The sequence below is a fragment of the Pseudomonas sp. HD6422 genome (genome assembly GCF_025377065.1).
GTDB lineage: Bacteria > Pseudomonadota > Gammaproteobacteria > Pseudomonadales > Pseudomonadaceae > Aquipseudomonas > Aquipseudomonas putida_U.
Window position 1 is genome coordinate 1 of the sequence record NZ_JAHWIW010000007.1, and the last position, 21,776, is coordinate 21,776.

The 21,776-nt window shown below is 54.7% G+C and carries 21 protein-coding genes, 1 tRNA gene and 1 pseudogene; 8 read left to right on the forward strand and 15 right to left on the reverse strand.

Translation table 11 applies throughout. The features are described 5' to 3' along the window. Positions 1 to 554 precede the first annotated feature (554 nt). Positions 555 to 1,061 carry a DNA-binding protein gene (locus tag KY379_RS06370; RefSeq protein ID WP_078473297.1) on the forward strand — a complete coding sequence of 169 codons (507 nt, stop codon included), beginning with the start codon at positions 555 to 557 and terminating at the stop codon, positions 1,059 to 1,061. A 36-nt stretch (positions 1,062 to 1,097) separates the two neighbouring features. Here the strand turns inward: KY379_RS06370 and KY379_RS27340 are convergent, their stop codons facing one another. The 3 genes and pseudogenes from KY379_RS27340 to KY379_RS06380 all read right to left on the reverse strand — a co-directional run bounded on the left by KY379_RS27340 (position 1,098) and on the right by KY379_RS06380 (position 3,114). Then, the gene (locus KY379_RS27340; RefSeq protein WP_404821199.1) at positions 1,098 to 1,973 is read right to left on the reverse strand and encodes a methyl-accepting chemotaxis protein; all 876 of its coding nucleotides are present in this window, start codon (positions 1,971 to 1,973) and stop codon (positions 1,098 to 1,100) included. Then, positions 1,965 to 2,798, reverse strand: a pseudogene (locus KY379_RS27345) (MCP four helix bundle domain-containing protein); the annotation flags it as partial. The pseudogene KY379_RS27345 and the gene KY379_RS27340, both read right to left, overlap by 9 nt. 76 nt (positions 2,799 to 2,874) lie before the next feature. Next, a complete protein-coding gene (locus tag KY379_RS06380; protein ID WP_261242606.1) occupies positions 2,875 to 3,114 on the reverse strand; it encodes a hypothetical protein in 240 nt (79 codons plus the stop codon). A gap of 356 nt (positions 3,115 to 3,470) precedes the next feature. On the opposite strand from KY379_RS06380, the gene KY379_RS06385 reads away from it, so the two are divergent. From KY379_RS06385 to KY379_RS06395, 3 genes are all read left to right on the forward strand, one after another. After that, a complete protein-coding gene (locus KY379_RS06385; RefSeq protein WP_261242604.1) occupies positions 3,471 to 4,358 on the forward strand; it encodes a replication initiation protein in 888 nt (295 codons plus the stop codon). An 856-nt stretch (positions 4,359 to 5,214) separates the two neighbouring features. Beyond that, a complete protein-coding gene (locus KY379_RS06390; protein ID WP_261242593.1) occupies positions 5,215 to 5,601 on the forward strand; it encodes a hypothetical protein in 387 nt (128 codons plus the stop codon). 88 nt (positions 5,602 to 5,689) lie between these two features. Continuing rightward, positions 5,690 to 7,093, forward strand: a complete 1,404-nt coding sequence (locus KY379_RS06395) for a hypothetical protein (RefSeq protein ID WP_261261826.1) — start codon at positions 5,690 to 5,692, stop codon at positions 7,091 to 7,093. A 61-nt stretch (positions 7,094 to 7,154) separates the two neighbouring features. Here the strand turns inward: KY379_RS06395 and KY379_RS06400 are convergent, their stop codons facing one another. The 7 genes from KY379_RS06400 to dapA all read right to left on the reverse strand — a co-directional run bounded on the left by KY379_RS06400 (position 7,155) and on the right by dapA (position 12,358). Further along, positions 7,155 to 7,655: a hypothetical protein gene (locus KY379_RS06400; RefSeq protein ID WP_261239536.1), complete on the reverse strand. Its 501-nt coding sequence runs from the start codon at positions 7,653 to 7,655 to the stop codon at positions 7,155 to 7,157. Between the two features lie 121 nt (positions 7,656 to 7,776). After that, positions 7,777 to 8,271, reverse strand: coding sequence for a hypothetical protein (locus tag KY379_RS06405; RefSeq protein ID WP_261239535.1), 495 nt, complete (start codon positions 8,269 to 8,271; stop codon positions 7,777 to 7,779). A gap of 391 nt (positions 8,272 to 8,662) precedes the next feature. Continuing rightward, positions 8,663 to 8,752 (reverse strand) — tRNA-Ser (locus tag KY379_RS06410). A 92-nt stretch (positions 8,753 to 8,844) separates the two neighbouring features. Then, entirely contained in the window at positions 8,845 to 9,555 is a 711-nt protein-coding gene (gene purC / locus KY379_RS06415; protein WP_004375217.1) for a phosphoribosylaminoimidazolesuccinocarboxamide synthase, read from the reverse strand. 29 nt (positions 9,556 to 9,584) lie between these two features. Then, positions 9,585 to 10,343 (reverse strand): MBL fold metallo-hydrolase, encoded by a 759-nt coding sequence (locus KY379_RS06420; RefSeq protein WP_133327927.1) that lies wholly within the window; start codon positions 10,341 to 10,343, stop codon positions 9,585 to 9,587. Further along, positions 10,344 to 11,462 carry an outer membrane protein assembly factor BamC gene (bamC, locus tag KY379_RS06425; protein WP_133327925.1) on the reverse strand — a complete coding sequence of 373 codons (1,119 nt, stop codon included), beginning with the start codon at positions 11,460 to 11,462 and terminating at the stop codon, positions 10,344 to 10,346. 17 nt (positions 11,463 to 11,479) lie between these two features. Beyond that, positions 11,480 to 12,358 (reverse strand): 4-hydroxy-tetrahydrodipicolinate synthase, encoded by an 879-nt coding sequence (gene dapA, locus KY379_RS06430; protein ID WP_133327923.1) that lies wholly within the window; start codon positions 12,356 to 12,358, stop codon positions 11,480 to 11,482. A gap of 259 nt (positions 12,359 to 12,617) precedes the next feature. On the opposite strand from dapA, the gene KY379_RS06435 reads away from it, so the two are divergent. Beyond that, complete coding sequence (locus KY379_RS06435; protein WP_133327921.1) at positions 12,618 to 13,178, forward strand: glycine cleavage system protein R; 561 nt, start codon at positions 12,618 to 12,620, stop codon at positions 13,176 to 13,178. Between the two features lie 10 nt (positions 13,179 to 13,188). Then, positions 13,189 to 13,662, forward strand: a complete 474-nt coding sequence (locus KY379_RS06440) for a peroxiredoxin (RefSeq protein ID WP_133327919.1) — start codon at positions 13,189 to 13,191, stop codon at positions 13,660 to 13,662. A 33-nt stretch (positions 13,663 to 13,695) separates the two neighbouring features. Here KY379_RS06440 and KY379_RS06445 read toward each other — a convergent pair whose 3' ends face one another. Then, entirely contained in the window at positions 13,696 to 14,766 is a 1,071-nt protein-coding gene (locus KY379_RS06445) for an AI-2E family transporter (RefSeq protein WP_261239534.1), read from the reverse strand. Positions 14,767 to 14,786: 20 nt separating this feature from the next. After that, a complete protein-coding gene (locus tag KY379_RS06450; RefSeq protein ID WP_133327915.1) occupies positions 14,787 to 15,026 on the reverse strand; it encodes a sulfurtransferase TusA family protein in 240 nt (79 codons plus the stop codon). Positions 15,027 to 15,144: 118 nt separating this feature from the next. Here KY379_RS06450 and KY379_RS06455 point away from each other — a divergent pair, with 118 nt between their 5' ends. Continuing rightward, complete coding sequence (locus tag KY379_RS06455) at positions 15,145 to 16,581, forward strand: M48 family metalloprotease (RefSeq protein ID WP_133327913.1); 1,437 nt, start codon at positions 15,145 to 15,147, stop codon at positions 16,579 to 16,581. A gap of 32 nt (positions 16,582 to 16,613) precedes the next feature. Here KY379_RS06455 and nadA read toward each other — a convergent pair whose 3' ends face one another. From nadA to KY379_RS06470, 3 genes are all read right to left on the reverse strand, one after another. Beyond that, a complete protein-coding gene (gene nadA, locus KY379_RS06460) occupies positions 16,614 to 17,672 on the reverse strand; it encodes a quinolinate synthase NadA (protein WP_196172171.1) in 1,059 nt (352 codons plus the stop codon). A gap of 222 nt (positions 17,673 to 17,894) precedes the next feature. After that, the gene (locus tag KY379_RS06465) at positions 17,895 to 19,400 is read right to left on the reverse strand and encodes a YdgA family protein (protein WP_261239533.1); all 1,506 of its coding nucleotides are present in this window, start codon (positions 19,398 to 19,400) and stop codon (positions 17,895 to 17,897) included. Between the two features lie 244 nt (positions 19,401 to 19,644). Then, positions 19,645 to 19,872, reverse strand: coding sequence for a hypothetical protein (locus KY379_RS06470; protein ID WP_261239532.1), 228 nt, complete (start codon positions 19,870 to 19,872; stop codon positions 19,645 to 19,647). A gap of 80 nt (positions 19,873 to 19,952) precedes the next feature. On the opposite strand from KY379_RS06470, the gene KY379_RS06475 reads away from it, so the two are divergent. Further along, complete coding sequence (locus KY379_RS06475) at positions 19,953 to 21,305, forward strand: APC family permease (RefSeq protein ID WP_261239531.1); 1,353 nt, start codon at positions 19,953 to 19,955, stop codon at positions 21,303 to 21,305. Positions 21,306 to 21,776: the final 471 nt, after the last annotated feature.

Below are 21,776 nucleotides of genomic sequence, written 5' to 3' on the forward strand. Positions count from 1 at the left end.
GCAGCTGTCTCCAATAGAGTATGAGAAACGCTATTTCCTGAGCTTGGAGAGTGTCTAGGAAACCAGGGGCGATTCAAGTGGTTGAATTTGACAAAGAAGAAGCCGAGCAGGCAAAAGCGGCCAGAAAGAGAAGACTACTAAAACCCAAACCGCCAAGCCCATTTCAAGACCCTTACGACCCATATCAATAACCGCATAGTGCGGTTTTCTGCTCTTGGAGGATACGATACATCATATAGCACAATAGTATTTTTAGCCTCACCCCTTGAAACTCTATTTTTATATGATTTAATAATAGCAATAATAAGTCACTATTATCATTATTATTGCAATAACAATAATAACAACTTAATTATTCTTATTATCACAAGGAAGATAATAAGATATTATTCTCGCTATCCCTCTGAGTTTTCCTTGATTCTGCTGGGCTTCCACCCTTTGGTGCAAGCCACAAGACTCATTGATAACGAAAATAATAACGATATTATTCTTCTTATTATTGTAGTAGCAATAATAATTCAGTACTTATTATTCTTATTATTAGGAGGAAATAAATGAACAACACAGTATTAGAAAGAATTTTCAACGTAGCTACAGAGTTGTATATGACAAATGGTAAAAAATCATATCCAACAGTTCACCAAGTCCGAGCCATAGCTAAGACAGATATGAATACGACCAGTGAAGCAATGAGGCAATGGCGTAAAGAAATGGACGCGGAGAAATCCGACCAGTCAAACGGCTCTGAAACCTTTCAGAAAGCCATCAGTGAAGCGACGGCAACGCTTTGGAGCATTGCAGAACACGCTGCAGGTGAAAACCTCAGAAAAGCTCAAAAGGCTTGGAATACAGAGAAGTCAGAGCTTGGAGAAAAAACTCAAACCCTTATCAATGAAAATGAACAACTACGATATGACCTTGACCTTGCGAAGAAAATCAATCTTGATCAAGCAGGTGAACTACTTGATGAAATGACCTATCGGAAAATTGCAGAAACCGCGTTAGAGGAAGAGAAGCAAAAAAACCAGAAACTGACAGAGCTTTTAAACCTCCAGAAATAAAAAAGCCCCGAGATGGGGCTTTAACGCTTTTACGCTCTATTGCCGCATTCGAAGCCTGAACTTTGAAACCATCGCATGTAAATCCACGGCAAGACGCGATAGCTCTTGACTGGATGCGTTCGTCTGATTTGCTCCAGCAGAAGTTTGCATTGACAAATCTCTGATATTCACAAGATTTTTGTCTACCTCACGGGCAACCTGTGCTTGCTCTTCAGAGGCACTGGCAATAACCAAATTCTTTTGATTTATCGAAGCAATAGCCTCACCAATCACGTCCAGAGCATCATTAGCCTCCCGAGCCACCTGCAACGTGCCATTAGCTCGCTCTTGGCTCTCATTCATAGCATCAACCGCACGATCAGTACCAGATTGAATCCCTTCAATCATTTTTTCAATTTCGCCTGTCGATTGTTGAGTACGATAGGCCAGTGCCCTTACTTCATCAGCTACAACTGCAAACCCTCGACCAGCTTCACCAGCCCGAGCAGCTTCAATTGCAGCATTAAGTGCTAACAGGTTGGTCTGTTCCGCAATTGAGCGAATCACTACCAAGACCTGACTAATCTCATTGGCATTTTGTGCCAACAACTTAACCTCTTCCGAAGTATCAGAAACGTTACCAACAAGCCGGTTAATAGACTCTAAAGCCTGACTAACCTTTTCTCGACCTTGATAGGTGCTCTTATCAGCAGCTTTTGAGTCATCAGCAGTATTAACAGCGTTGCGAGCCACCTCTTCAACCGCTGCTGTCATCTGATTAACTGCCGTAGCTGCTTGGTCAATTTCAGCACTTTGCTGATTAAGTCCGCGATTCGTATCCTCAGTTACAGCATGTAGCTCTTCCGAGGCAGAGGCAAGCATATTGGACGATTCAGAAATTTTCTCTATTGTCTCATGCAGACTATCTTGCATCCGCTTCAAAGCAATCAGCAGATGAGCAGGCTCATCGCTTCCAGTAACATGAATATTTTGAGTAAGATCACCACTGGAAACTCTATCAGCAACTATAACTGCCTCAGATAGTGGAGACACAATGCTCCGAGTCAACACGATAGCAATTACGACCATTAGCATCAAGATCAGGATCAACGCTACAACAATCATAAACACTGCAGCATCGAATGCTTTTCTTGTCTGATCGGCGGCGTGAACAGCACCTTGCTCATTAAACTTGATCAGTTTATTCAAGGCAGCCATCATCTGATCCGCTGCACTAGCAAGCGGCCCATTAGCCACTTCAATCTCATCACCACGTTCTACTGACGCAAGTACACCATCCAGTATCCGCTCTTGATAGGATAAATATTTGGCGTAAGAACTTTTGAAGTCCTCAAACAGCTTTCGATCATCAGGTGAGTCTATTCCTTTTTCATAATTAATTAAAAAAGCGGATATTTCTTGATTGATACGTCTTACCAAACCAACCGTTTCTTTTAACTGATCGCCTTCTTTCATGGTAAGCGTCCTGAGCGTCAACGCTCTGGTACGCCCCAGACCACTACCAATCTCTCCCACGTCCTGCACCGCTGGCAACCACTCGACACGGATTTCAGCAGTCGCGTCATCCATCTCGTTGGCTTGGAACAGAGCAATCAACCCCATCGCCAAAACCAATAACCCAATTATCGTAAAGCCGAGGCCAGCCCGACTCCCGATATTCATATTTCTCAAGCTCATAATCCCTCCTTTCATCTTTAAACCCAATGGTATGTAACGACAATATCGGCAACAACTCATAATTCTTTAAGGATATTTTGTTAGGCCATACTTTATTTCGCAATAAATCTTCGACTAATTGACGAGCCTTTTGCTCTCAGGTATGATCCGTCCGTCTACGAGGAATGGATTTTCCTACTTGATCGACATTTGCCCGCCTAGTGCGGGCTTTTTTTGCCAACAACAAGTGCAAGTCTTTACCTCCAACATCCAGCCCTATAGATGCCATCTTGTCTTTTGCTCGTTTAACGAAGAGCAATCCGTTAAGCCCTACAAAAGCACCCTCTGCTTTAAATTCTTTTTCGAGACTTTTACTGTACTCGTCAACCAACCTCATTAATTTGTCTTCTACCTCATCAGCGAAACGTGTATTAAATAATCTTATTCATAGTAGCTGTAATTGTTAATTACTAACATTTTATCACATTAGGATTCATTTGCTAATTCGAAACCACAGGCAATAAAAACCCGCCAAAGAGCGGGCTTTTTACTATTCAAATTTGACAAAACAACAATATATGGCAATTTGAATAGAACAGAAAAAGAAAACCACCTTGGGGAAGGTGGCAAGACATACATACATATAACAATATTTTATAAAACTTACACCTCCATTTAATCACCAAATAAAATATTGTCAAGTCCATTCTCAAGGTTTTCTTTTTCTAAATTTAATATTAGAAGAGGATAACGATGGGATGCGTAAAAATATTTGAGGACTACTTACCAAATAGACCTTATCACACAGACGATTTAGTCAGTGGCCTAAAAATCAATAAAAAAGAAAAAGCAAAACTTGCTCGATTGGTCCAACCAAACGGCCCTACCCATAGATACTGGATGGTTTTCGACCTCGACAGATCCAACGCCGGAATGCACTGGGATGACGTTGGAGCACCTGCCCCTAACCTAATCGCTCGAAATCCAGCCAATGGGCACGCCCATTTGCTCTACCTGCTACAAACCCCTATCCGAACCGCAATCGACGCTAAAACAGCCCCTTTACGCTACGCTGCAGCCATCGAAGCAGCATTGCGTAACCTTCTGGGAGCAGACAGAGGCTACTCCGGCCTGATCTGCAAGAACCCGATCAACTCACATTGGATCGTCCAAGAATGGGAATCCACCCCATACACGCTGGACGATCTTGCCGACTACATCGATCTCACCCCTGAAAAGGCCAAAGTGAAGCCCGTGGAGGACTATGGTCTTGGTCGTAACTGTATGCTTTTCGATGAGTTAAGAGCGTGGGCATACAAAGCCATCCGCCAAGGGTGGCCCGACTACAACCAATGGCTTAATGCTTGTCTTGACAGAGCCATAGGCTACAACGTCAATTTCTCCACACCCTTGGATATTTCCGAAGTAAAACACACAGCCAAGAGCGTAGCGAAGTGGACGCATCGAAACTTTACCAGAGGCACCTTTGACGATTATGTCGCCAGAACCCATACAAGCGAAATGCAGTCTTTCAGAGGTAAGAAAGGTGGAAGACCTGCAACAACTACTGCAAATGGCAGACCTTGGGATGTACTGGGAATTAGTAGAGCAACTTGGTACAGGCTACAAAATCGAAGTTAGCATTATAGTGGTGAGACAAAAGCCTATATCAGATAATAGCACCCGGTGAGGGTGTTTCTTCTTCCTCCCCTCCCTCCTTTCCTCCCATTCCTACCCATATACACCCACGTACATACCCACCGACACCTCAATAGCCGTATCACTCACGGAAACGGGTCAAATGGGGCCGTTTTCGCTCAATTGATACAAAACCTCGCACAAAGTGAAAGACACGCCATAACGCCTTAATTTCGCACTACCCCACCGCATAGCCTACATAGGTTTGGAGATATATCCCCGAAGCTATATGTATGTATACATACATATCAAATCCCATAGGACAACCCACCACAGCAGCCCACTTCAATCCTCCAAAAACCTGTATTTTTGTCATAAACCCAAAACAGGTCATTTTCGATAAAAACCAACGCCATCGACCCGCAAGCATTAAAATGCTATTTTCAAAAAAAATCTTGAAAATTTTTTACAACTTTATATCAAATTATTGATAACTCGATTTTTCCGACCATCACTTTATGGCTTAATTACGGCAAAAAACGTTGTCAATAGTAAAATGAAAATATTTTTATCGTTCAACCTTATTCGAGTTTATGGTTCGACTCTATCGCACTTTAGTTAGTTGAGATTTGCAATTAACCCCTACTAAAAAATCAAATCGAATTTTCAAAAATCTCTCCAGTTTTAATTTCAAGATTGAACGTGGGGAATAGGTCACGTAAAAAATTGAAAATTTAAAAAACCTGCCTCCGATTGGCGGCTCGCCAAAAGCTAGCGTAATCCTTCGGAGATATATCCCTGAAACATTGACTTATTTTAAACCTATGCTATTTGTATTTAAAACAGCATAGGAAAATATATGAAAAGAGCAGAAATAGCAGGAAAGATAGGCGGTATGGTGGGTGGATTCAAAAGAAGAGAACGTCAAAAATTTTTAGTCGGCCTCCTAAAAACAATAGAAATGGAGGAATATCCTAATTTAAGGCTGACATCAAGCCTTGCAAAAAAGCTAATAACCGGATTTTCAGGCTACAAGTCCATCTCTAATGATGTATTGGTGAAAGAGTTTGGAAGAGCAAATAACAAGGTAAAACAGCAGAACTTAGACGACATTGTAACCCTAATAGTTTCAAGGCACGACGACACATACAAAGAGCTATGGAGAGAAGCCAAAAGAAAAATTGACGAAGATGCAGAAGCATTCAAGAAACTCAAAATAGAAGAACTTAAATCAACCACCATGTAAGCAGAGGCTTACATGGCTATATCCTCAAAGCATCTTCCATTTCCCTCAAGTCGTGGTAAATTGTTAGTAACTAACAATAAAAATCACAATGAACAAATTAACCATTGCAATATTAACCACAATAATTACTGGTGCAGCCCAAGCAGAGTTTACCGTAAAAATACCGATCCAGCAGAACAACGTCACGTTCTACAGCTGGATAACAACCGATCCAGTTTTTGGTGAATGGGAAAATACAGGAGATATTCACTCTTGCTCTAACTGGGCACCATCTAATTCAGATATCACCGTAGGAAAATCTTTTACCCAAACAGCCACTGACTGTAAGCAGAATCAAATTAGAACAGTTCAAGACAGGCAAATCGATGAGCTATCTGGCAGTATCCGTAACATAGGTGAGATTTATTCACAAATGCAGGTTATAACTGTCAGTAGTACCCAAGAAGCTGTTGGTTCAAAAGAGTCTTGGGTAGCCACTACTCCAACTTATACAGCTTGGGTAAACAGTGGAGCCGTTACTGGCTGCACCAACTGGTCACCAGCAACGTCTACCGTCACAACTGGTCAATCCTTCACCCAAACAGCCACTGACTGTGAACAGGCTCAAACCCGCTCAAGGCAAGACCGTGAACAGGAAACCACCACCAATGCTATTCGTAACAAGGGCACCGCAGTTACCGAAAACCAAACCATCACTGCTTCTTCAACAAGATCTGCAACTGGTTCAAAAGAGACTTGGGTAGCCACTACTCCAACCTATACAGCTTGGGTAAACAGTGGAGCCGTTACTGGCTGCACCAACTGGTCACCAGCAACATCCACTGTTACAATTGGTCAATCCTTCACCCAAACAGCCACTGACTGTAAACAGGCTCAAACCCGCTCAAGGCAAGACCGTGAACAGGAAACCACCACCAATGCTATTCGTAACAAGGGCACCGCAGTTACCGAAAACCAAACCATCACTACTTCTTCAACAAGATCTGCAACTGGTTCAAAAGAGACTTGGGTAGCCACTACTCCAACCTACACAGCTTGGGTGAACAGTGGAGCCGTTACTGGCTGCACCAACTGGTCACCAGCAACATCCACTGTTACAATTGGTCAATCCTTCACCCAAACAGCCACTGACTGTAAACAGGCTCAAACCCGTTCAAGACAAGATCGTGAACAGGAAACGACCACAAAGGCGATTCGTAACGTTGGATCACCTATCACGGAAGCCCAGAACATTACCGTTTCATCCACCAGAACCGCCACTGGTACGAAGGTAACTAAAGAGTGCCTCTATGACATTAACAAGTACACATGGTCACATCTCTACACCAACAGCACTATGATACGTTGGAATGGACAGACGCTTTACGACAACGAAATTTATGGTACTCGCGGCTACTATTCAAGCATGAATATTGGCGGATACAAGTACAGTCGCGGGGTACAAAGACAAGACTACCCATGGATCTATCATATATGTCGAGAAGCACTATAAAAGCCCCCAACGGGGCTTTCCTACTACGAACCCTTGTATCCGCTCACTTCTGCTTTACCACTTATAAACCGTCTCCAAATAGATGGACATACAACTCGCTTATGCTATTCAGCTTGTTGAATTGACCTTTATTCAATATACGGATATTCGGCCTCTCTGCCTTCACACCGAAAGAGTCGGCTTTTGTGTGCTTGGCGGTTTTCAGATTCTCTAGACTGGGCAGTGGGCACCCCGGAGCAGCACCAAAAAAATAATACGGGCCAAGCTCAAGAGTTTCGTTATTGAAATAAACTAAAACCACGCAGCCGGACGGTTTCTTTGCCAGCGAAATATGGATTTTTTGTGTCGCAGTTGCTGACCCAACAAAAGCAGTCTTTAGCTGAATGTGCCTAATAACGCCGTTGGCCTCAGCGATTAAGTCGTAACCAGAGTTATCCACCTCGGGCTTTGATATTTCAAGAGTGAAATTTTTGTTCTTCCAAGAAAATTTTAGCAGCTCACCAACGAGCAAATGCTCGATTAGTTTTTCACGATATGAAGAATGCAGCGAGTGCTCGCTCATGCTTTGCTCCGAAAATTTTCCTGTCAACCCTTCTAAAGCAACTCAGGATCTAGCGATTCATTAACGAGCCGCCCTTTCATAAGGTAGGCCCGCTCCGAGATGAAGGCCATCTAAACTTTAACTATTGAAGTTTAAACTCGTAGTCATGAAGAATTAAAGTATACGAGACCTTTTTGCTCGGCTTGTGTTGCATATCACTACCCCCATAGGCAAGACCTTGAATATTAAGATATCCATTACCGCCTGAAATTCCAGTTAACTTTACTAAATCCAGATCAGGAAATATGTACCTTTCAACAACTATAGGATTGGCACTGCCAAATCCACTACGCTCTACCATGGTGAAATTCGGGAGAATAGTTCCATTACCACCGGAGCAACCAACATCCCCTTCCCAAAATACGACATATAGCTCCCCCAGCCCGTACGCGTCAGGGTCACCGTCTTTTAGTTTTATCGCCTTGTATTGGTTTTTTTGATATTCGGCAGCATCATCAAGTTGACAAGCAACAGTCTCGCTATAATTACGTACAAGCTTAGAGGCATCTCGCTCATCAAAGGCATTAGCATTAAGTGTGGCCACTGAAACAACCATACCCAGAAGGAGCTTTTTCATAGTCTATCCTTAGTTAACTGTATCGCACCATCCGATACGGCGGTTTAGAATATATATCAGTGCAGTACCAGACAAGTAGCCATTGGCCACCACCCCTCGGACGCGTGTCCGGTCCCCACCGGCACGGGTACAAGTCCCCGCACCGTTGACGACCCTGATCCTAAACTAGGCACAGGAACGGCCTAGCAGCTCGTCAGGAGCACGCAGCAGGGTCGGATGAGGCACAGGATAGGCACAAGGGCCAAAGACGCTCAGAACGAGCAACAGGTAGGGGCAAATGACAGACGAAAAAAATGGCGATCTGCAGGTCAGGTTTTTGCTACAAAACCTTGCTACAAATCGCCATTTTCAAATCCTTGTAAATCATTGATTTATAAGGGCTTTTTCAATATGGCGGAGAGATAGGGATTTGAACCCTAGGTACTGTTGCCAGTACAACGGATTTCGAATCCGTCCCGTTCGACCACTCCGGCATCTCTCCAATGCCGCGCATCATACCAGCGAAATCTGAAAACGCAAACCTTTATTTGCAAAAAAATCGCGTGGTATCAGGCGCTTGCGTGAACCAACCGCTTACAGCGGCACGCCCAGGCGCTTGGCAACTTCTTCGTAGGCTTCGATCACATCACCCAGCCCCTGACGGAAGCGGTCCTTGTCCATCTTCTTGCGGGTTTCCTTGTCCCACAGGCGGCAACCGTCCGGGCTGAACTCGTCGCCCAGCACGATCTGGCCATGGAACACACCGAACTCCAGTTTGAAGTCGACCAGCAGCAGGCCTGCGTCGTCGAACAGCTTGCTCAGCACTTCGTTGACCTTGAGCGACAACTTCTTCATCTCGGCCAACTGCTCGGCGGTACCCCAACCGAACGCCACGACGTGGGATTCGTTGATGAACGGATCGCCTTTCTCATCGTTCTTCAGGAACAGTTCGAAGGTGGACGGCTCCAGCTTGATGCCCTCTTCCACACCCAGGCGCTTGACCAGGCTGCCGGCGGCATAATTACGCACCACGCATTCGACCGGGATCATGTCGAGCTTCTTCACCAGGCACTCGTTGTCGCCCAGCAGCTTGTCGAACTGAGTCGGCACGCCGGCTTCTTCGAGCTTTTGCATGATGAAGGCATTGAACTTGTTGTTCACCATGCCCTTGCGGTCCAGCTGTTCGATGCGCTTGCCGTCGAACGCCGAGGTGTCGTTACGGAACAGCAGGATCAAGCGGTCGGCGTCATCGGTCTTGTAAACCGATTTGGCCTTGCCGCGGTAGAGTTCGTCGCGTTTTTCCATGATGGGCTCCGCTTGCTTGAGTGGTTGGGCTAGGCGATTTCGCGCCAGTCGAGCCCGTGTTCCTGATTTGCCACCTGGAGCCAGTCCGGGTCGCACCCGAGGGTGTCGACAAAGCACTGGCGAGCCAACTGTGGCAGGTTGTTCTTGCTACTGAGATGGGCCAGCACCAGGTGCTGCAGGTTGCTCCAGCCCAACTCCTCCACCAGACGCGCGGCCTGGTGATTGTTCAAATGCCCTTGGGCCCCGCCTACCCGCTGCTTGAGGAAGTACGGGTAATGCCCTCGGGCGAGCATGTCGCGACAGTGATTGGCCTCGATCAGCAATGCGTCCAGCCCCTGATAGCGCTCGAGCAACAACGCATCGTACGAGCCCAGGTCGGTCAGCATGCCGAAACGGCGCCGGCCATCGCTGAACACGTATTGCAAAGGCTCGTAGGCATCATGCTCGACGCGTGCGGCGCTCACTTGCAGCTCGCCGATTTCCAGGCGATCGCCACAGGCAAGAAAACCGGCGACCTCGACCGGCTTGCGCAAACCACGCAAGGTCCCTTGGCTGAGGTAGACCGGTACATTGTAGCGCCGCGCCAGCAAGCCCACCCCATGCACGTGGTCGGCATGTTCGTGGGTGACCAGCACCGCGCTCAGTTGCGAGGCCTGTACCCCGAGCAGCGCCAGGCGCCGCTCGGTTTCACGCAGGGAAAACCCGCAATCGACCAGGATGAACGTGTCACCCCGAGCGATCAGCGTGCCGTTTCCCTGGCTGCCGCTTCCTAGTACCGCGAAGCGCACTTAGCCCAGGTGGTCCTGAATGGCGCTCAGCACACGGCGGGCGACATCGGCCGGGGCCACGGTGTTGATGTTCTTCTCGACGGTGACCTGCACGGTCTCGCCAACCTTGGCCAGACGCACCTGATAACGCTCGGCACGGGCCTCCAGCTCTTCCTTGGTCGGCTCGCTGCCGAACAGACGGCTGAAGAAGCCAGGCTCGTTCTGCTTGTCTTCAGGTTTTTCGGACAGGTTGATGTAGTACAGGCCCAAGCTGCGGTTGATGTCCTCGACCCGCCATTGGCCGCCCTCTTCCAAGGCGCGACCTACGCTGGACCAGGCGCGATCCAGGTCGGCGCCGACGAACAGCACCGGGTTGCCGCTGCCGTCCTCGCTCAAGGTAACGCGGCTCGGTGCGTCGAAATCGCGCGCGGCCAGCAGGGAAACCGAACCGCCCTTCTCGGCGCTGCGGTTCATGCTGGCGAGCATTTCGTCGACCAGCAGGGCGTCTGCGCCCGTGTTGGTGGACGTGGATGGGAATGCAGGCTCGGCGGTGCTGCCAGCCGGCCGCTCGACGCTGACCACATACACCTCGGAGGTATTGCGCTGTACGCCAGGCTCCATGCGGACACGCACGCGGACCTCGCTGTCGCCGCTGCTGGCGGTGCTCGCCAGGCGCTGACCGAGGGCGGCCGAGAGTTCGTCGAAACGCTGCCAGGTGGTGCTGAATTCACCGGTCTGCGGACGTTCTTCGGCAATACGGAAGCCGTTGTCCTCGAAGAACTGGTGGGCCACCGGCCAGACTTCGGCTGGCGAGCGCTGGGCCAGTACCCAGCGGCTGGAACCGCTGCGCTGCAGACTGAAATCGCTGACTTCGGCAACACTCGAAAGCGGCTGCGGGCGCGGCACCTCGAACTCGCCGGTGGCGTGGTCGTCGGCAACGTTACGCGGAATCGGCAACAACGGGTCAAGACGCTTGACGTTGCTGGCGTCCGGCGGCAGTTGCATCGGCGCGGTCGGGTGCGCCTGCAGGTAATCGCTGCCGCGGTCGCGGAAATAACCCTCGTCGCCCCACAACCAGCCACACCCACTGGTGCTGGAGATGATCAGGGCAAGGGCGGAAAGACCAGCCAGTCGCTTCATGCGGTGTACTTCCTCGTTTAAACCAGTACGCCGGACTGGCGCAAGGCAGTACGGACTTTTTCGTGACAACCTTCGCTCAGCCAGGTCAGCGGCAGGCGAATGCCCTTGTGCATAAGGCCCATTTCGACGAGCGCCCACTTCACCGGGATCGGGTTGGCTTCGCAGAACAGGTCTTTATGCAGCGGCATGAGTTTTTCGTTGATGGCGCGGGCCTTCTCGGCATTGCCCTCGAGGGCGGCCTCGCACATATCGGCCATTTCGCGCGGGGCGACGTTGGCGGTAACGGAAATGTTGCCCTTGCCACCGAGCAGGATCAGCTCGACAGCGGTGGGGTCATCGCCGGACATGACGATGAAGTCCTTGTCGACGCCGTCGATGATGGCCTTGGCACGGACCAGGTCGCCGGTGGCTTCCTTGATGCCGATGATGTTCTTGACCTTCGACAGGCGGATCACAGTCTCGGCCTGCATGTCGCAGGAGGTGCGGCCGGGTACGTTGTAGAGGATCTGCGGAATGTCGACGGACTCGGCGATGTGCTTGAAGTGCTGGTACAGGCCTTCCTGGGTCGGCTTGTTGTAGTACGGAACCACCAGCAGGCAGGCATCGGCGCCGGCGTTCTTGGCATTCTGGGTCAGGTGCACGGCTTCGCTGGTGGAGTTGGCACCGGTGCCGGCGATGACCGGGATACGCCCGGCGACACGCTTGACCACGAATTCGATGACCTTGATGTGCTCTTCGACGTCCAGGGTGGCGGACTCACCGGTGGTGCCGACAGCGACGATCGCGTGGGTGCCCTTTTCCAGGTGGAAGTCTACAAGTTTGCCCAGGCTGTCCCAATCAAGACGCCCTTGTGCATCCATGGGTGTGACCAATGCCACCATACTGCCCGCAATCATGTAACTGCTCCTGCCGGAAAAAGAGAGCGGTAATGGTACTGGCGCCTTCGACCTTGCACAAGCGAAGCAGGCAGGCGGAGCATTCCCCTCGGCGCCTTATTTCGCTACCCTTGATCCTTTGATCGGTGCAGCGCGGCCCGCCGGGCCGTCGACCCCGCTCCGGGCCAGCGTCCTCCCCCTCGCATGCGAGCCCCGGGCCCTGCCGACTGGAGGCTTTCGCCCGTCCTGCGCCGACCGCTCATCGCTTTAGGAATGCTGCATGTCCACCCCCACCGTCCGCGAACAATTTCTCGTCATCAGTGCCTTGGGGCCGAACCCCATGGAACTGGCCAACGTCCTCAGCCGTGCTGCGTTCGAAAACCGCTGCGCGGTCATTACCTCGCGCCTGAGCCGCCACGGCGAGACCAGCGCGCTGGTACTGCAGGTCGGCGGTAGCTGGGACGCCCTTGCGCGTCTGGAGTCCACCCTGCCGGGCCTGGGCAAGAAGCATGGCCTGACCCTCGACGTAGTGCGCAGCGCCGACCAGGAAGTGCGCCCCCAAGCCCTGCCCTACGTGGCCTACGTCAGCGCCGCCTACCGACCGGACATCATCAACGAGCTGTGCCAGTTCTTCCTCGACCACCGCGTCGAGCTCGAGGCGATGACCTGCGATACCTACCTGGCGCCGCAGACCGGTAGCAGCATGCTCAACGCCCAGTTCACCGTGATCCTGCCGGCAGGCACCCAGATCAGCTGGCTGCGCGACCAGTTCCTCGACTTCGCCGACGCCCTGAACCTGGACGCGCTGATCGAACCCTGGCGCCCACAGAACCCCGTGTAAGGAAGCCACCATGGCCGTAGAACTGAACCAACCCGTCGCCGACTTCCAGGCCCAGGCCACCAGCGGCCAGGCCGTGAGCCTCGCTGAACTCAAGGGCCGCCAGGTGGTGCTGTACTTCTACCCCAAGGACAGCACCCCGGGCTGCACCACCGAAGGCCAGGGCTTCCGTGACCAGCACGCGGCCTTCGAGGCGGCCAACACCGTGGTGTTCGGTGTCTCCCGCGATGGCCTGAAGTCGCACGAGAACTTCAAGGCCAAGCAGGGCTTCCCCTTCGAGCTGATCAGCGACAAGGACGAGGCTCTGTGCCAACTGTTCGACGTGATCAAGCTGAAGAAGCTGTATGGCAAGGAGTACATGGGCGTCGACCGCAGCACCTTCCTGATCGACAAGAATGGCGTGCTGCGCCAGGAATGGCGCGGAGTGAAGGTGCCGGGGCATGTCGATGCGGTGCTGGAAGCGGCGCAAGCCCTGAACAAGGCTTGAGAGCGATGGGGCCGCAACGCGGCCCCTTTTCATTCAGAGCAACGGCGAAACGCTAGGCTCCTGCCTCGGCCAGGCATCGAGCACCGCCTTGATCAGCGTCGCCAGCGGGATGGCGAAGAAAATCCCCCAGAACCCCCATAGCCCGCCGAACAGCAGCACTGCGCAGATGATCGCCACCGGATGCAAGCTCACCGCCTCGGAGAACAGCAGCGGTACCAGCACGTTGCCATCGAGCGCCTGGATGATCGCGTACACGGTCATCAAGTAGATGAACTGGTCGCCCCAGCCCCACTGGAACAGAGCGATCAAAGTCACCGGCACGGTTACCACCACCGCCCCGACGTACGGCACCACCACCGAAAGCCCGACCAGCAACGCCAGCAAGGCGGCGTAGTTGAGCCCCAGACTGATGAAGGCGATGTAGGTGGCGATCCCGCAAATCAGGATCTCGATGCCCTTGCCGCGGATGTAGTTGGCAATCTGCCGATTCATCTCGCTGCCCACCCGGTTGAGCAAGGCACGCTGGCGTGGCAGGTAGCCACTGACCCAACGCCCGATCAGTTCACGGTCCTTGAGGAAGAAGAACACCAGGATCGGCACCAGCACCAGGTAGATCATCGCGTTGACCAGCAGCGGTAGGCTCGACAAGGAAAAGGTCAACGCCCATTGGCCGAACTTGCCGATCTCCCCGCGCACCGATTCGATGGCATGCAGGACCTGCTCGTCCGAAACCAGGTGCGGGTACCGCTCCGGTAACAGCAACAGCAGCGACTGCCACTTGCCGAGCATCCCGGGCAGTTCATTGAACAGGGTGATCAACTGATGCCAGAGTAACGGCACCAGCACCAGCATGAACACCGCCAGCGCCCCGATGAACAGGGCGAATACCACCACCACCGCGACTCGAGTAGGAATGCGCAGCCGCTCCAGGGCATTGACCAAACCCTGCATCAGGAACGCCAGGACCATACCCGCCAGCACGGGCGCGAGCATGCCGCCCAGGGTGAGGACCACGGTGAACGCCACCGCCAGCAACACTGCCAGCACCACTGCCTCCTCGTCGGAGAAGTAGCGCTGCATCCAGTCGCGAAGCACTTTGAACATTGACGATCCTTGGTTGGGGCTCAGGCCTTGCGCAGCCAGTAGGTGTAGGTGCCGGCCTCGGCGGTTTCGTGCAGCAGGGTATGACCGGAGAGCTTGGCGAAAGTGCGGAAATCGCGCTGCGAGCCGCCGTCGGTAGCGGTTACCTTGAGCACCGCGCCGCTGGCCAGGCGATTGAGTTCCATCTTCGCCTTGAGCAGCGGCAGGGGGCAGTTGAGCCCGCTGGCGTCGAGTTCGGCGTCGCAGGTCGGGGTATCACTCATTACAGATCTCCACAGGCGAACAAGCCAGTCGGCTTTCAGGCTCGCTAGGATAGCGCCACTGGTCCCCAAGGTGCGAGCGGGCTACAGTAGTGGCTTTGATCCGACGCGAGCTTCACGCATGAATCTACTGCGCCCTACCCTGTTGACGCTGGCCTGCCTGATGGCCCTCCCCGGCCATGCCGACGACCTGCCGTCCCTGGGTGACGCCAGTTCCGCGATCGTTTCGCCGCAACAGGAACACCAGCTAGGCCGAGCCTGGCTGAGTCTGCTGCGCGGGCAGGTCAACCAGCTGAACGATCCGCAGCTCAAGGACTACGTCGAAACCAGCGTTTACAAACTGGCCGAGACCAGCCAGCTACAGGATCGACGCCTGGAATTCATCCTCATCGACAGCCGTGAGCTCAACGCCTTCGCCGCCCCTGGCGGCATCGTCGGGGTCAACGGCGGCCTGTTCCTCAACGCCCAGACCGAAGGCGAGTACGCCTCGGTCCTGGCCCACGAACTGGCGCACCTGTCGCAACGCCACTTCGCCCGCGGCGTCGAGGCCCAACAGCGCATGCAACTGCCGATGATGGCGGCGTTGCTGGCCGGCATCGTGCTGGCTGCCGGTGGTGGTGGCGATGCCGGTATCGGTGTGATCGCCGGAACCCAGGCGGCGGCGATTCAGGAGCAGCGGCGATTTTCGCGGCAGAATGAGCAAGAGGCCGACCGTATCGGCATCCAGAACCTCGAACGCGCTGGCTACGACCCACGTAACATGCCGACCATGTTCGAGCGTCTGGCCCGGCAATACCGCTATGACGCCAAGCCACCGGAGTTTCTGCTGACTCACCCGGTCACCGAATCGCGTATCGCCGACACCCGCAACCGCGCCGAGCAGGCTCCCAAGGGTGGCATCGAGGACAGCCAGCGCTACCAACTGATCCGCGCCCGCGTGGCCCTCACCTACGAAGGCACGCCGGGCCTCGCCGCCAAGCGCTTCCGCGCGCAGCTCGACGAAAACCCCAAGCTCGATGCCGCCCGCTACGGCCTGGCACTGGCACAGATCAAGGGCGGCCAGCTCAACGAAGCCCGGGAGAATCTCAAGCCGCTGCTCGCCGCAGCGCCAAACGACATCACCTACAACCTGGCGCAGATCGACCTGGACATTACCAACAACCGCCTGGCCGACGCCATGCAACGTGCCGAGCGCATGCGCGGGCTGTACCCGAACAACTACCCTCTCAAACAGGTGCGAGCGGACCTGCTGGTCAAGCAGAACAAACCGGCAGAGGCGGAAAAGGTACTCGACGACCTGCTCAAGAGCCGACCTGACGACCCGGACGTGTGGTACGACGTGGCAGAAGTTCGGGGCCTGTCGGGCAATACCATCGGGCTGCACCGGGCACGGGCCGAATACTTCACGCTGGTGGGCGACTTCGACCAGGCGATCCAACAACTGGATTACGCCAAACGTCGGGCAGGGGGCAACTTCCCGCTGGCATCGCAGATCGACCAGCGCCAACGGGAAATCATGGAACAGCAGCGAATGGTGCGGGACCTGATGGGACGGTAGACCGTGTGGGCCGCCCAGCGGCCCCAGCGGTATCAGGCGTTACCCGACAACTTCAGGCGCGCTGCCTGGGTAAAGTCGAGCATGCGATTGAGTGGCTTGATCGCCTTGGGTACCAGTGCAGGATCGACGAAGATCTCGTTGCTGCCCTTGCGCAGGCAATCGAGCACCCGCTCCAGGGTATTCATCGCCATCCATGGGCAATGCGCACAACTGCGGCAGGCCGCGCCGTTCCCCGCCGTGGGCGCTTCGACGAACACCTTGTCCGGGCACAGCTGCTGCATCTTGTAGAAGATGCCGCGATCGGTGGCGACGATGAAGGTCTTGTTCGGCAGAGTCTGCGCCGCCTTGATCAGCTGACTGGTCGAACCCACTGCATCGGCCAGCTCGATGACCGCTTCCGGCGATTCGGGGTGGACGAGGATCGCCGCGTCCGGATACAGCGCCTTCATGTCCGCCAGCTGGCGCGACTTGAATTCTTCGTGGACGATGCAGGCTCCGTCCCACAACAACATGTCGGCGCCAGTCTGCTTCTGGATGTAACGACCCAGGTGTTGGTCGGGCCCCCAGATGATGGTCTCGCCGTTGTCCATCAGGCTTTCGACGATTTCCAGCGCACAGCTGGAGGTCACCACCCAGTCGGCCCTGGCTTTGACCGCTGCCGAGGTATTGGCGTAGACCACCACGGTGCGCTCGGGGTGCTTGTCACAGAAGGCCGAGAACTCTTCTACCGGGCAGCCCAGGTCGAGCGAGCAAGTCGCTTCCAGGGTGGGCATGAGCACGCGCTTCTCGGGGGTGAGGATCTTGGCGGTCTCGCCCATGAACCGCACGCCAGCGACGATCACCGTTTCGGCGGGATGGTTCTTGCCAAAGCGGGCCATTTCCAGGGAGTCGGACACGCAACCGCCGGTTTCCTCGGCGAGCGCCTGGATGACCGGGTCGCAATAGTAGTGGGCTACCAGCACAGCGTTTTGCGCCTTGAGCTCGGCAGCGATCGCCGCACGGTAATCGGCCTCCTGCTCGGCGGTCAGCGGATTGGGCTGCTTGGCGTCAAGATGCGCCTGAACCAAAAGGCGTTCGGAAATCTGGGTCATGATCGCTGGACCTGCGGGCGCGCATGCGCGTCTGTCGAGTGTACCACCCGGCCCTGACAGATCGGCTAGGGGTGCCGGACGGCTGGCGCGCCATCACGGCCCTCTGCGGGCACGGATTATTATCGGAGGCCGAAGGCTACAGACAATCGAGGGAATTCAAAAGCGGTTTTTATACACCCGGTAGCGGCCCGCCAACGAGAGGGCCGCCATGGGATCAGAACATCAACCCTGCGGCTGCAGCGCTGCCACGTGGGCGTTGAGCAGCGCGACGAACTCGTCCAGGGTCATCTTCTTGCCGTTGAAATCGACCATGCCATCGGCATAGTGCAGGCTGGACACCACATCGCTGCCCTGAACGGTCGCCATGCCACTCTGCACCGCCAACATGCCGACCATCTCGCCGGCTTGGCCGGCTTGCTGGGCAATGGTCTGCGCATCGCTCTGTCCCTGCACGAGAGCTCGCAGCGTGGCGAGGTCGCCGATCATTGGCTTGGACAGGGTCAACTGGCTCTTCACCTGGGTAATCAACTGCTTGGCCAACTGATCGGCTGGCAGGTCGAAGGAAGTCGGGCTGGCGAAGTCCATTCCCAGGTTGAAGCGGCTTTCGCCATTGGCGGTTTTCAGCGAGAAATTGTCGATCGCCATTTTCGGTTTCGCCGCCAACAGCTTTTGCAGGTCGCTGTGGAAGCGGGCCTTTTCTTCCGCGCCCATGTCGATCTCGGGGAACGGCTGACCAGCGGCGGCAGCCTGCTCGAACTCATGCTGATGGACCTGGTACCACTGCGATAGCGCTTGCAATGCCGGCGCATTGAGCGACTGCAGACTGACGCCCATCTGCATGCTGCCGACCGCGTGATCATCCCAGCTGATGTCGGCGATCTTGTAGTCCACCCGCCCACCCAGGGTTTCGGCACCATCAAACGCCTGCGAGGCATTCTGCTCCAGCCCCTTGAGCAGCAGCACCTGTTGCTTGGGCCCCAAGGTGGCCTTGGCTTCACCCAGGTGCAGGTCGACGTTGCCCACATATACGGCATCGTACTGGGTCGTGGCCAGCTTGCCGTCGACTTTCAGGCCTTTGAGTTCGAGGGTAGCCGGGGGATGATCGGCGCCCACCAGCTTGAATACGAAGCTGTCGGCGCCACCCTTGAAGGTCGACGCCCCTTCCCGGTCCTCGGAGGCCTGCAGGTGCATGCCGGAGAATTCGATGCGGGTGCCGGTATCATCCTGAATGCTTATCGGTGCCACCTGCATGTCGCTGTCGACGCTGCCATCGAAGCCCAGGCTGGTCTGCGCCGACAGTGGCGCCTGCCCGCCCGCGGCTTCGAACCAGGCGGCTGTCGTGTCGTCTTTTTCCAATGCGCTGTTGCTGGTGGCCAGCACGGGCAGCAGCTTGAATGCCTTGACCCGCGACCAGGGGAACGGGCCGTGTTCGATCTGATCGATCACGCCCACTTCGAAATCGAGCGTCTGGCCGTCCTGTAGCGGGATGTCATCGACTTTGACGCGGTAGTGCGCCGTGCTGGTGAAAAAGTGCTGATCCAACGAGGCGAGTTCGAACGTCACACTGCCACCGACACCGACCAGCGCCCGACGCATGTCCTGGTTGACGCCCGCGATGGAGCGTTCGAGCTCTGCGGGCAGCTGCTTGCCGGTGTACCAGGCGCCAGCGGTGGTTGCGACGGCGATGGCGACGGCCAGGCCGGAAAGAATGCGGATTGATTTCTTCATGAATAGAACCGATTGCTGTCCGTAGGGGCTTCCACACAGCCGGGTTGCCACGTGGGGCTGAAAGAATATCACCCTCGCGAACGTGCAGTGGTGGCCGGGCAGCGCAAAGCCGCCATTTGGGAATCGCCCGACATCGGATACGGCACAATTCCGCATCGTAAATTTTAACGGACACTCGAATCGTTCAAAATCGCAAAAAAACGCAGAAATATCGAACAAATCAAGCCTTCAGCCGATAAATATTTCAGTATTGCAACATCTTGTCATGTTTAACTTGACACGGATCGGCCCATCGTTTTTTATTTTCATCACTTTGCACAGCGCCCGATCCACCAAGAAAAACAGTCGCGCCACGATGATGCCCAAACAGCCCTATCCGCTCGCTTCGCCCTCCTAGCACCATCCCGCCGGACCCCGACACGGGCGCGCTGCTCGCGCCTAACTCAGCTCCAACAAAAAAGGTGAACAACATGGAGCCCATCCGCTCGCCCTTGCCGCATGCGCAGCTCAGCACGCCCGCCGTCCACGCCTACGTTCAGGAGCCGCGCCAGCATGCAGCTTGACCACAGCGCTCCGGACAACACCCAGTTCCGCAAATCCCTGCGCCTGTGGCACGTGGTGATCATCGGCCTGGCCTACCTTACGCCGATGACCGTCTTCGACACTTTCGGCATCGTCTCCGGGATCACAGCCGGTCATGTGCCCAGCGCCTATATCCTGGCCCTGGTCGGCATCCTGTTCACCGCCGTGAGCTACGGCACCTTGGTGCGCCGCTTCCCGCAATCTGGATCGGCTTACACCTACACCCAGCGTGCCATCAACCCGCATGTGGGCTTCCTGGTCGGATGGTCGTCGCTGCTGGACTACTTGCTGCTGCCGATGGTCAATGCCCTGCTGGCCAAGCTTTACCTGTCCGCCATGTTCCCCGAAGTGCCGGAGTGGATGTGGGTAGCGGGCTTCGTCACGCTGATCAGCCTGATCAACATGCGCAGTATCAACCTGGTTGCACACTTCAACCTGCTGTTCGTGATTGTCCAGGTGGCAATCATCGCGGTGTTCATCTACCTCTGCGTACGTGGTCTGGATCAAGGCGAAGGGCTGGCCACTACCTGGAGCATGATCCCGTTCGCCGATGACCAGACCCAGTTCGCCGCCCTCGCCGCTGGCGCGACGATTCTCTGCTTCTCGTTCCTGGGCTTCGACGCGGTCACCTGCCTGTCGGAAGAAACCCGCGACCCAGGCAAGACGATTCCACGGGCCATCTTCCTCACCGCCCTGATCGGCGGCGTGGTGTTCATCCTGGTGTCGTACTTCATCCAGGCATACTTCCCGACCATGGCTCGCTTCCATGATCAGGAAGCGGCCCTGCCGGAAATCGCCCTGTACGTGGGCGGTAAGCTGTTCCAGTCGATCTTCATCGCCTGCACGGTGATCAACACCATCGCTTCGGGCCTGGCGTCGCAGACCAGCGTCTCGCGCCTGCTGTATGTGATGGGTCGCGACAATGTGATTCCGAGCGGCGTGTTCGCCCAGCTGCATCCGCGCTTCAAGACACCGGTGGTGAACATTGCGGTGGTCGGCCTGGTGTCGCTGTCGGCGATCTTCTTCGACCTGGTCACGGCCACCTCGATCATCAACTTCGGCGCACTGGTGGCCTTCAGCTTCGTCAACCTGTCGGTCATCACCCACTGCTATCTGCGCGAAGGCAACCGCAACGGCTTCGCCGACCACTTCAAGTACCTGGTGTTGCCCACCATCGGCTTCTGCATCATCGCCTCGCTGTGGCTCGACCTCAACGAGCATTCGCTGATGTTCGGCGGTCTCTGGGCTGCCCTCGGGTTGCTGTACCTGGCCTGGCTGACCAAGGCATTCCGGGTCGCCCCCCCGAACTGCCTGGCTGACTGACCCCTGCCACCGAACAACGCCCGCCTGAACGCGGGCGTTGTCATTGATCGAAAAGGAAAGCCCATGCCGCTGCGTCGCCTCTCCATCCAGTGGAAGATCACCCTGCTCGCCGGCCTATGCCTGCTGGCCATCGTCGCCCTGCTGGTCGCCACCTCGCTGCTTCAGTCGGTGCGCAGCGCTGCTCTGGTCAACCAGGCCAATACCGAAATGCTCGACCAGAGCGCACGCCTGCGTTTGCAGGCACAGGCCGAAGTCCAGGCCGTGCGGGTGCAGCGTTACTTCATGGACGCCTACCAGTACAGCAATGGTTTCGCCCACTTGGTCCAGGTGCTGAAGGCCAAAGGGAGCGACGACCTGCGCGCAGAATTGACCCGCGAGGCTCGCGCCAGTCTGGCGGGCAATCCAGCAATCATCGGGCTGTACGTGGTCTTCCAAGCCAACGCACTGGATCATCAGGACAGTCGGTTCGTC

Bases quoted from the DNA above. Each gene is read 5' to 3' on its own strand.
- KY379_RS06370 (WP_078473297.1), top strand. From the start codon at position 555: ATGAACAACACAGTATTAGAAAGAATTTTCAACGTAGCTACAGAGTTG.
- KY379_RS27340 (WP_404821199.1), bottom strand. From the start codon at position 1,973: ATGCAAGATAGTCTGCATGAGACAATAGAGAAAATTTCTGAATCGTCC.
- KY379_RS06380 (WP_261242606.1), bottom strand. From the start codon at position 3,114: ATGAGGTTGGTTGACGAGTACAGTAAAAGTCTCGAAAAAGAATTTAAA.
- KY379_RS06385 (WP_261242604.1), top strand. From the start codon at position 3,471: ATGGGATGCGTAAAAATATTTGAGGACTACTTACCAAATAGACCTTAT.
- KY379_RS06390 (WP_261242593.1), top strand. From the start codon at position 5,215: ATGAAAAGAGCAGAAATAGCAGGAAAGATAGGCGGTATGGTGGGTGGA.
- KY379_RS06395 (WP_261261826.1), top strand. From the start codon at position 5,690: ATGAACAAATTAACCATTGCAATATTAACCACAATAATTACTGGTGCA.
- KY379_RS06400 (WP_261239536.1), bottom strand. From the start codon at position 7,655: ATGAGCGAGCACTCGCTGCATTCTTCATATCGTGAAAAACTAATCGAG.
- KY379_RS06405 (WP_261239535.1), bottom strand. From the start codon at position 8,271: ATGAAAAAGCTCCTTCTGGGTATGGTTGTTTCAGTGGCCACACTTAAT.
- purC (WP_004375217.1), bottom strand. From the start codon at position 9,555: ATGGAAAAACGCGACGAACTCTACCGCGGCAAGGCCAAATCGGTTTAC.
- bamC (WP_133327925.1), bottom strand. From the start codon at position 11,462: ATGAAGCGACTGGCTGGTCTTTCCGCCCTTGCCCTGATCATCTCCAGC.
- dapA (WP_133327923.1), bottom strand. From the start codon at position 12,358: ATGATTGCGGGCAGTATGGTGGCATTGGTCACACCCATGGATGCACAA.
- KY379_RS06435 (WP_133327921.1), top strand. From the start codon at position 12,618: ATGTCCACCCCCACCGTCCGCGAACAATTTCTCGTCATCAGTGCCTTG.
- KY379_RS06440 (WP_133327919.1), top strand. From the start codon at position 13,189: ATGGCCGTAGAACTGAACCAACCCGTCGCCGACTTCCAGGCCCAGGCC.
- KY379_RS06445 (WP_261239534.1), bottom strand. From the start codon at position 14,766: ATGTTCAAAGTGCTTCGCGACTGGATGCAGCGCTACTTCTCCGACGAG.
- KY379_RS06450 (WP_133327915.1), bottom strand. From the start codon at position 15,026: ATGAGTGATACCCCGACCTGCGACGCCGAACTCGACGCCAGCGGGCTC.
- KY379_RS06455 (WP_133327913.1), top strand. From the start codon at position 15,145: ATGAATCTACTGCGCCCTACCCTGTTGACGCTGGCCTGCCTGATGGCC.
- nadA (WP_196172171.1), bottom strand. From the start codon at position 17,672: ATGACCCAGATTTCCGAACGCCTTTTGGTTCAGGCGCATCTTGACGCC.
- KY379_RS06465 (WP_261239533.1), bottom strand. From the start codon at position 19,400: ATGAAGAAATCAATCCGCATTCTTTCCGGCCTGGCCGTCGCCATCGCC.
- KY379_RS06470 (WP_261239532.1), bottom strand. From the start codon at position 19,872: ATGTTGTTCACCTTTTTTGTTGGAGCTGAGTTAGGCGCGAGCAGCGCG.
- KY379_RS06475 (WP_261239531.1), top strand. From the start codon at position 19,953: ATGCAGCTTGACCACAGCGCTCCGGACAACACCCAGTTCCGCAAATCC.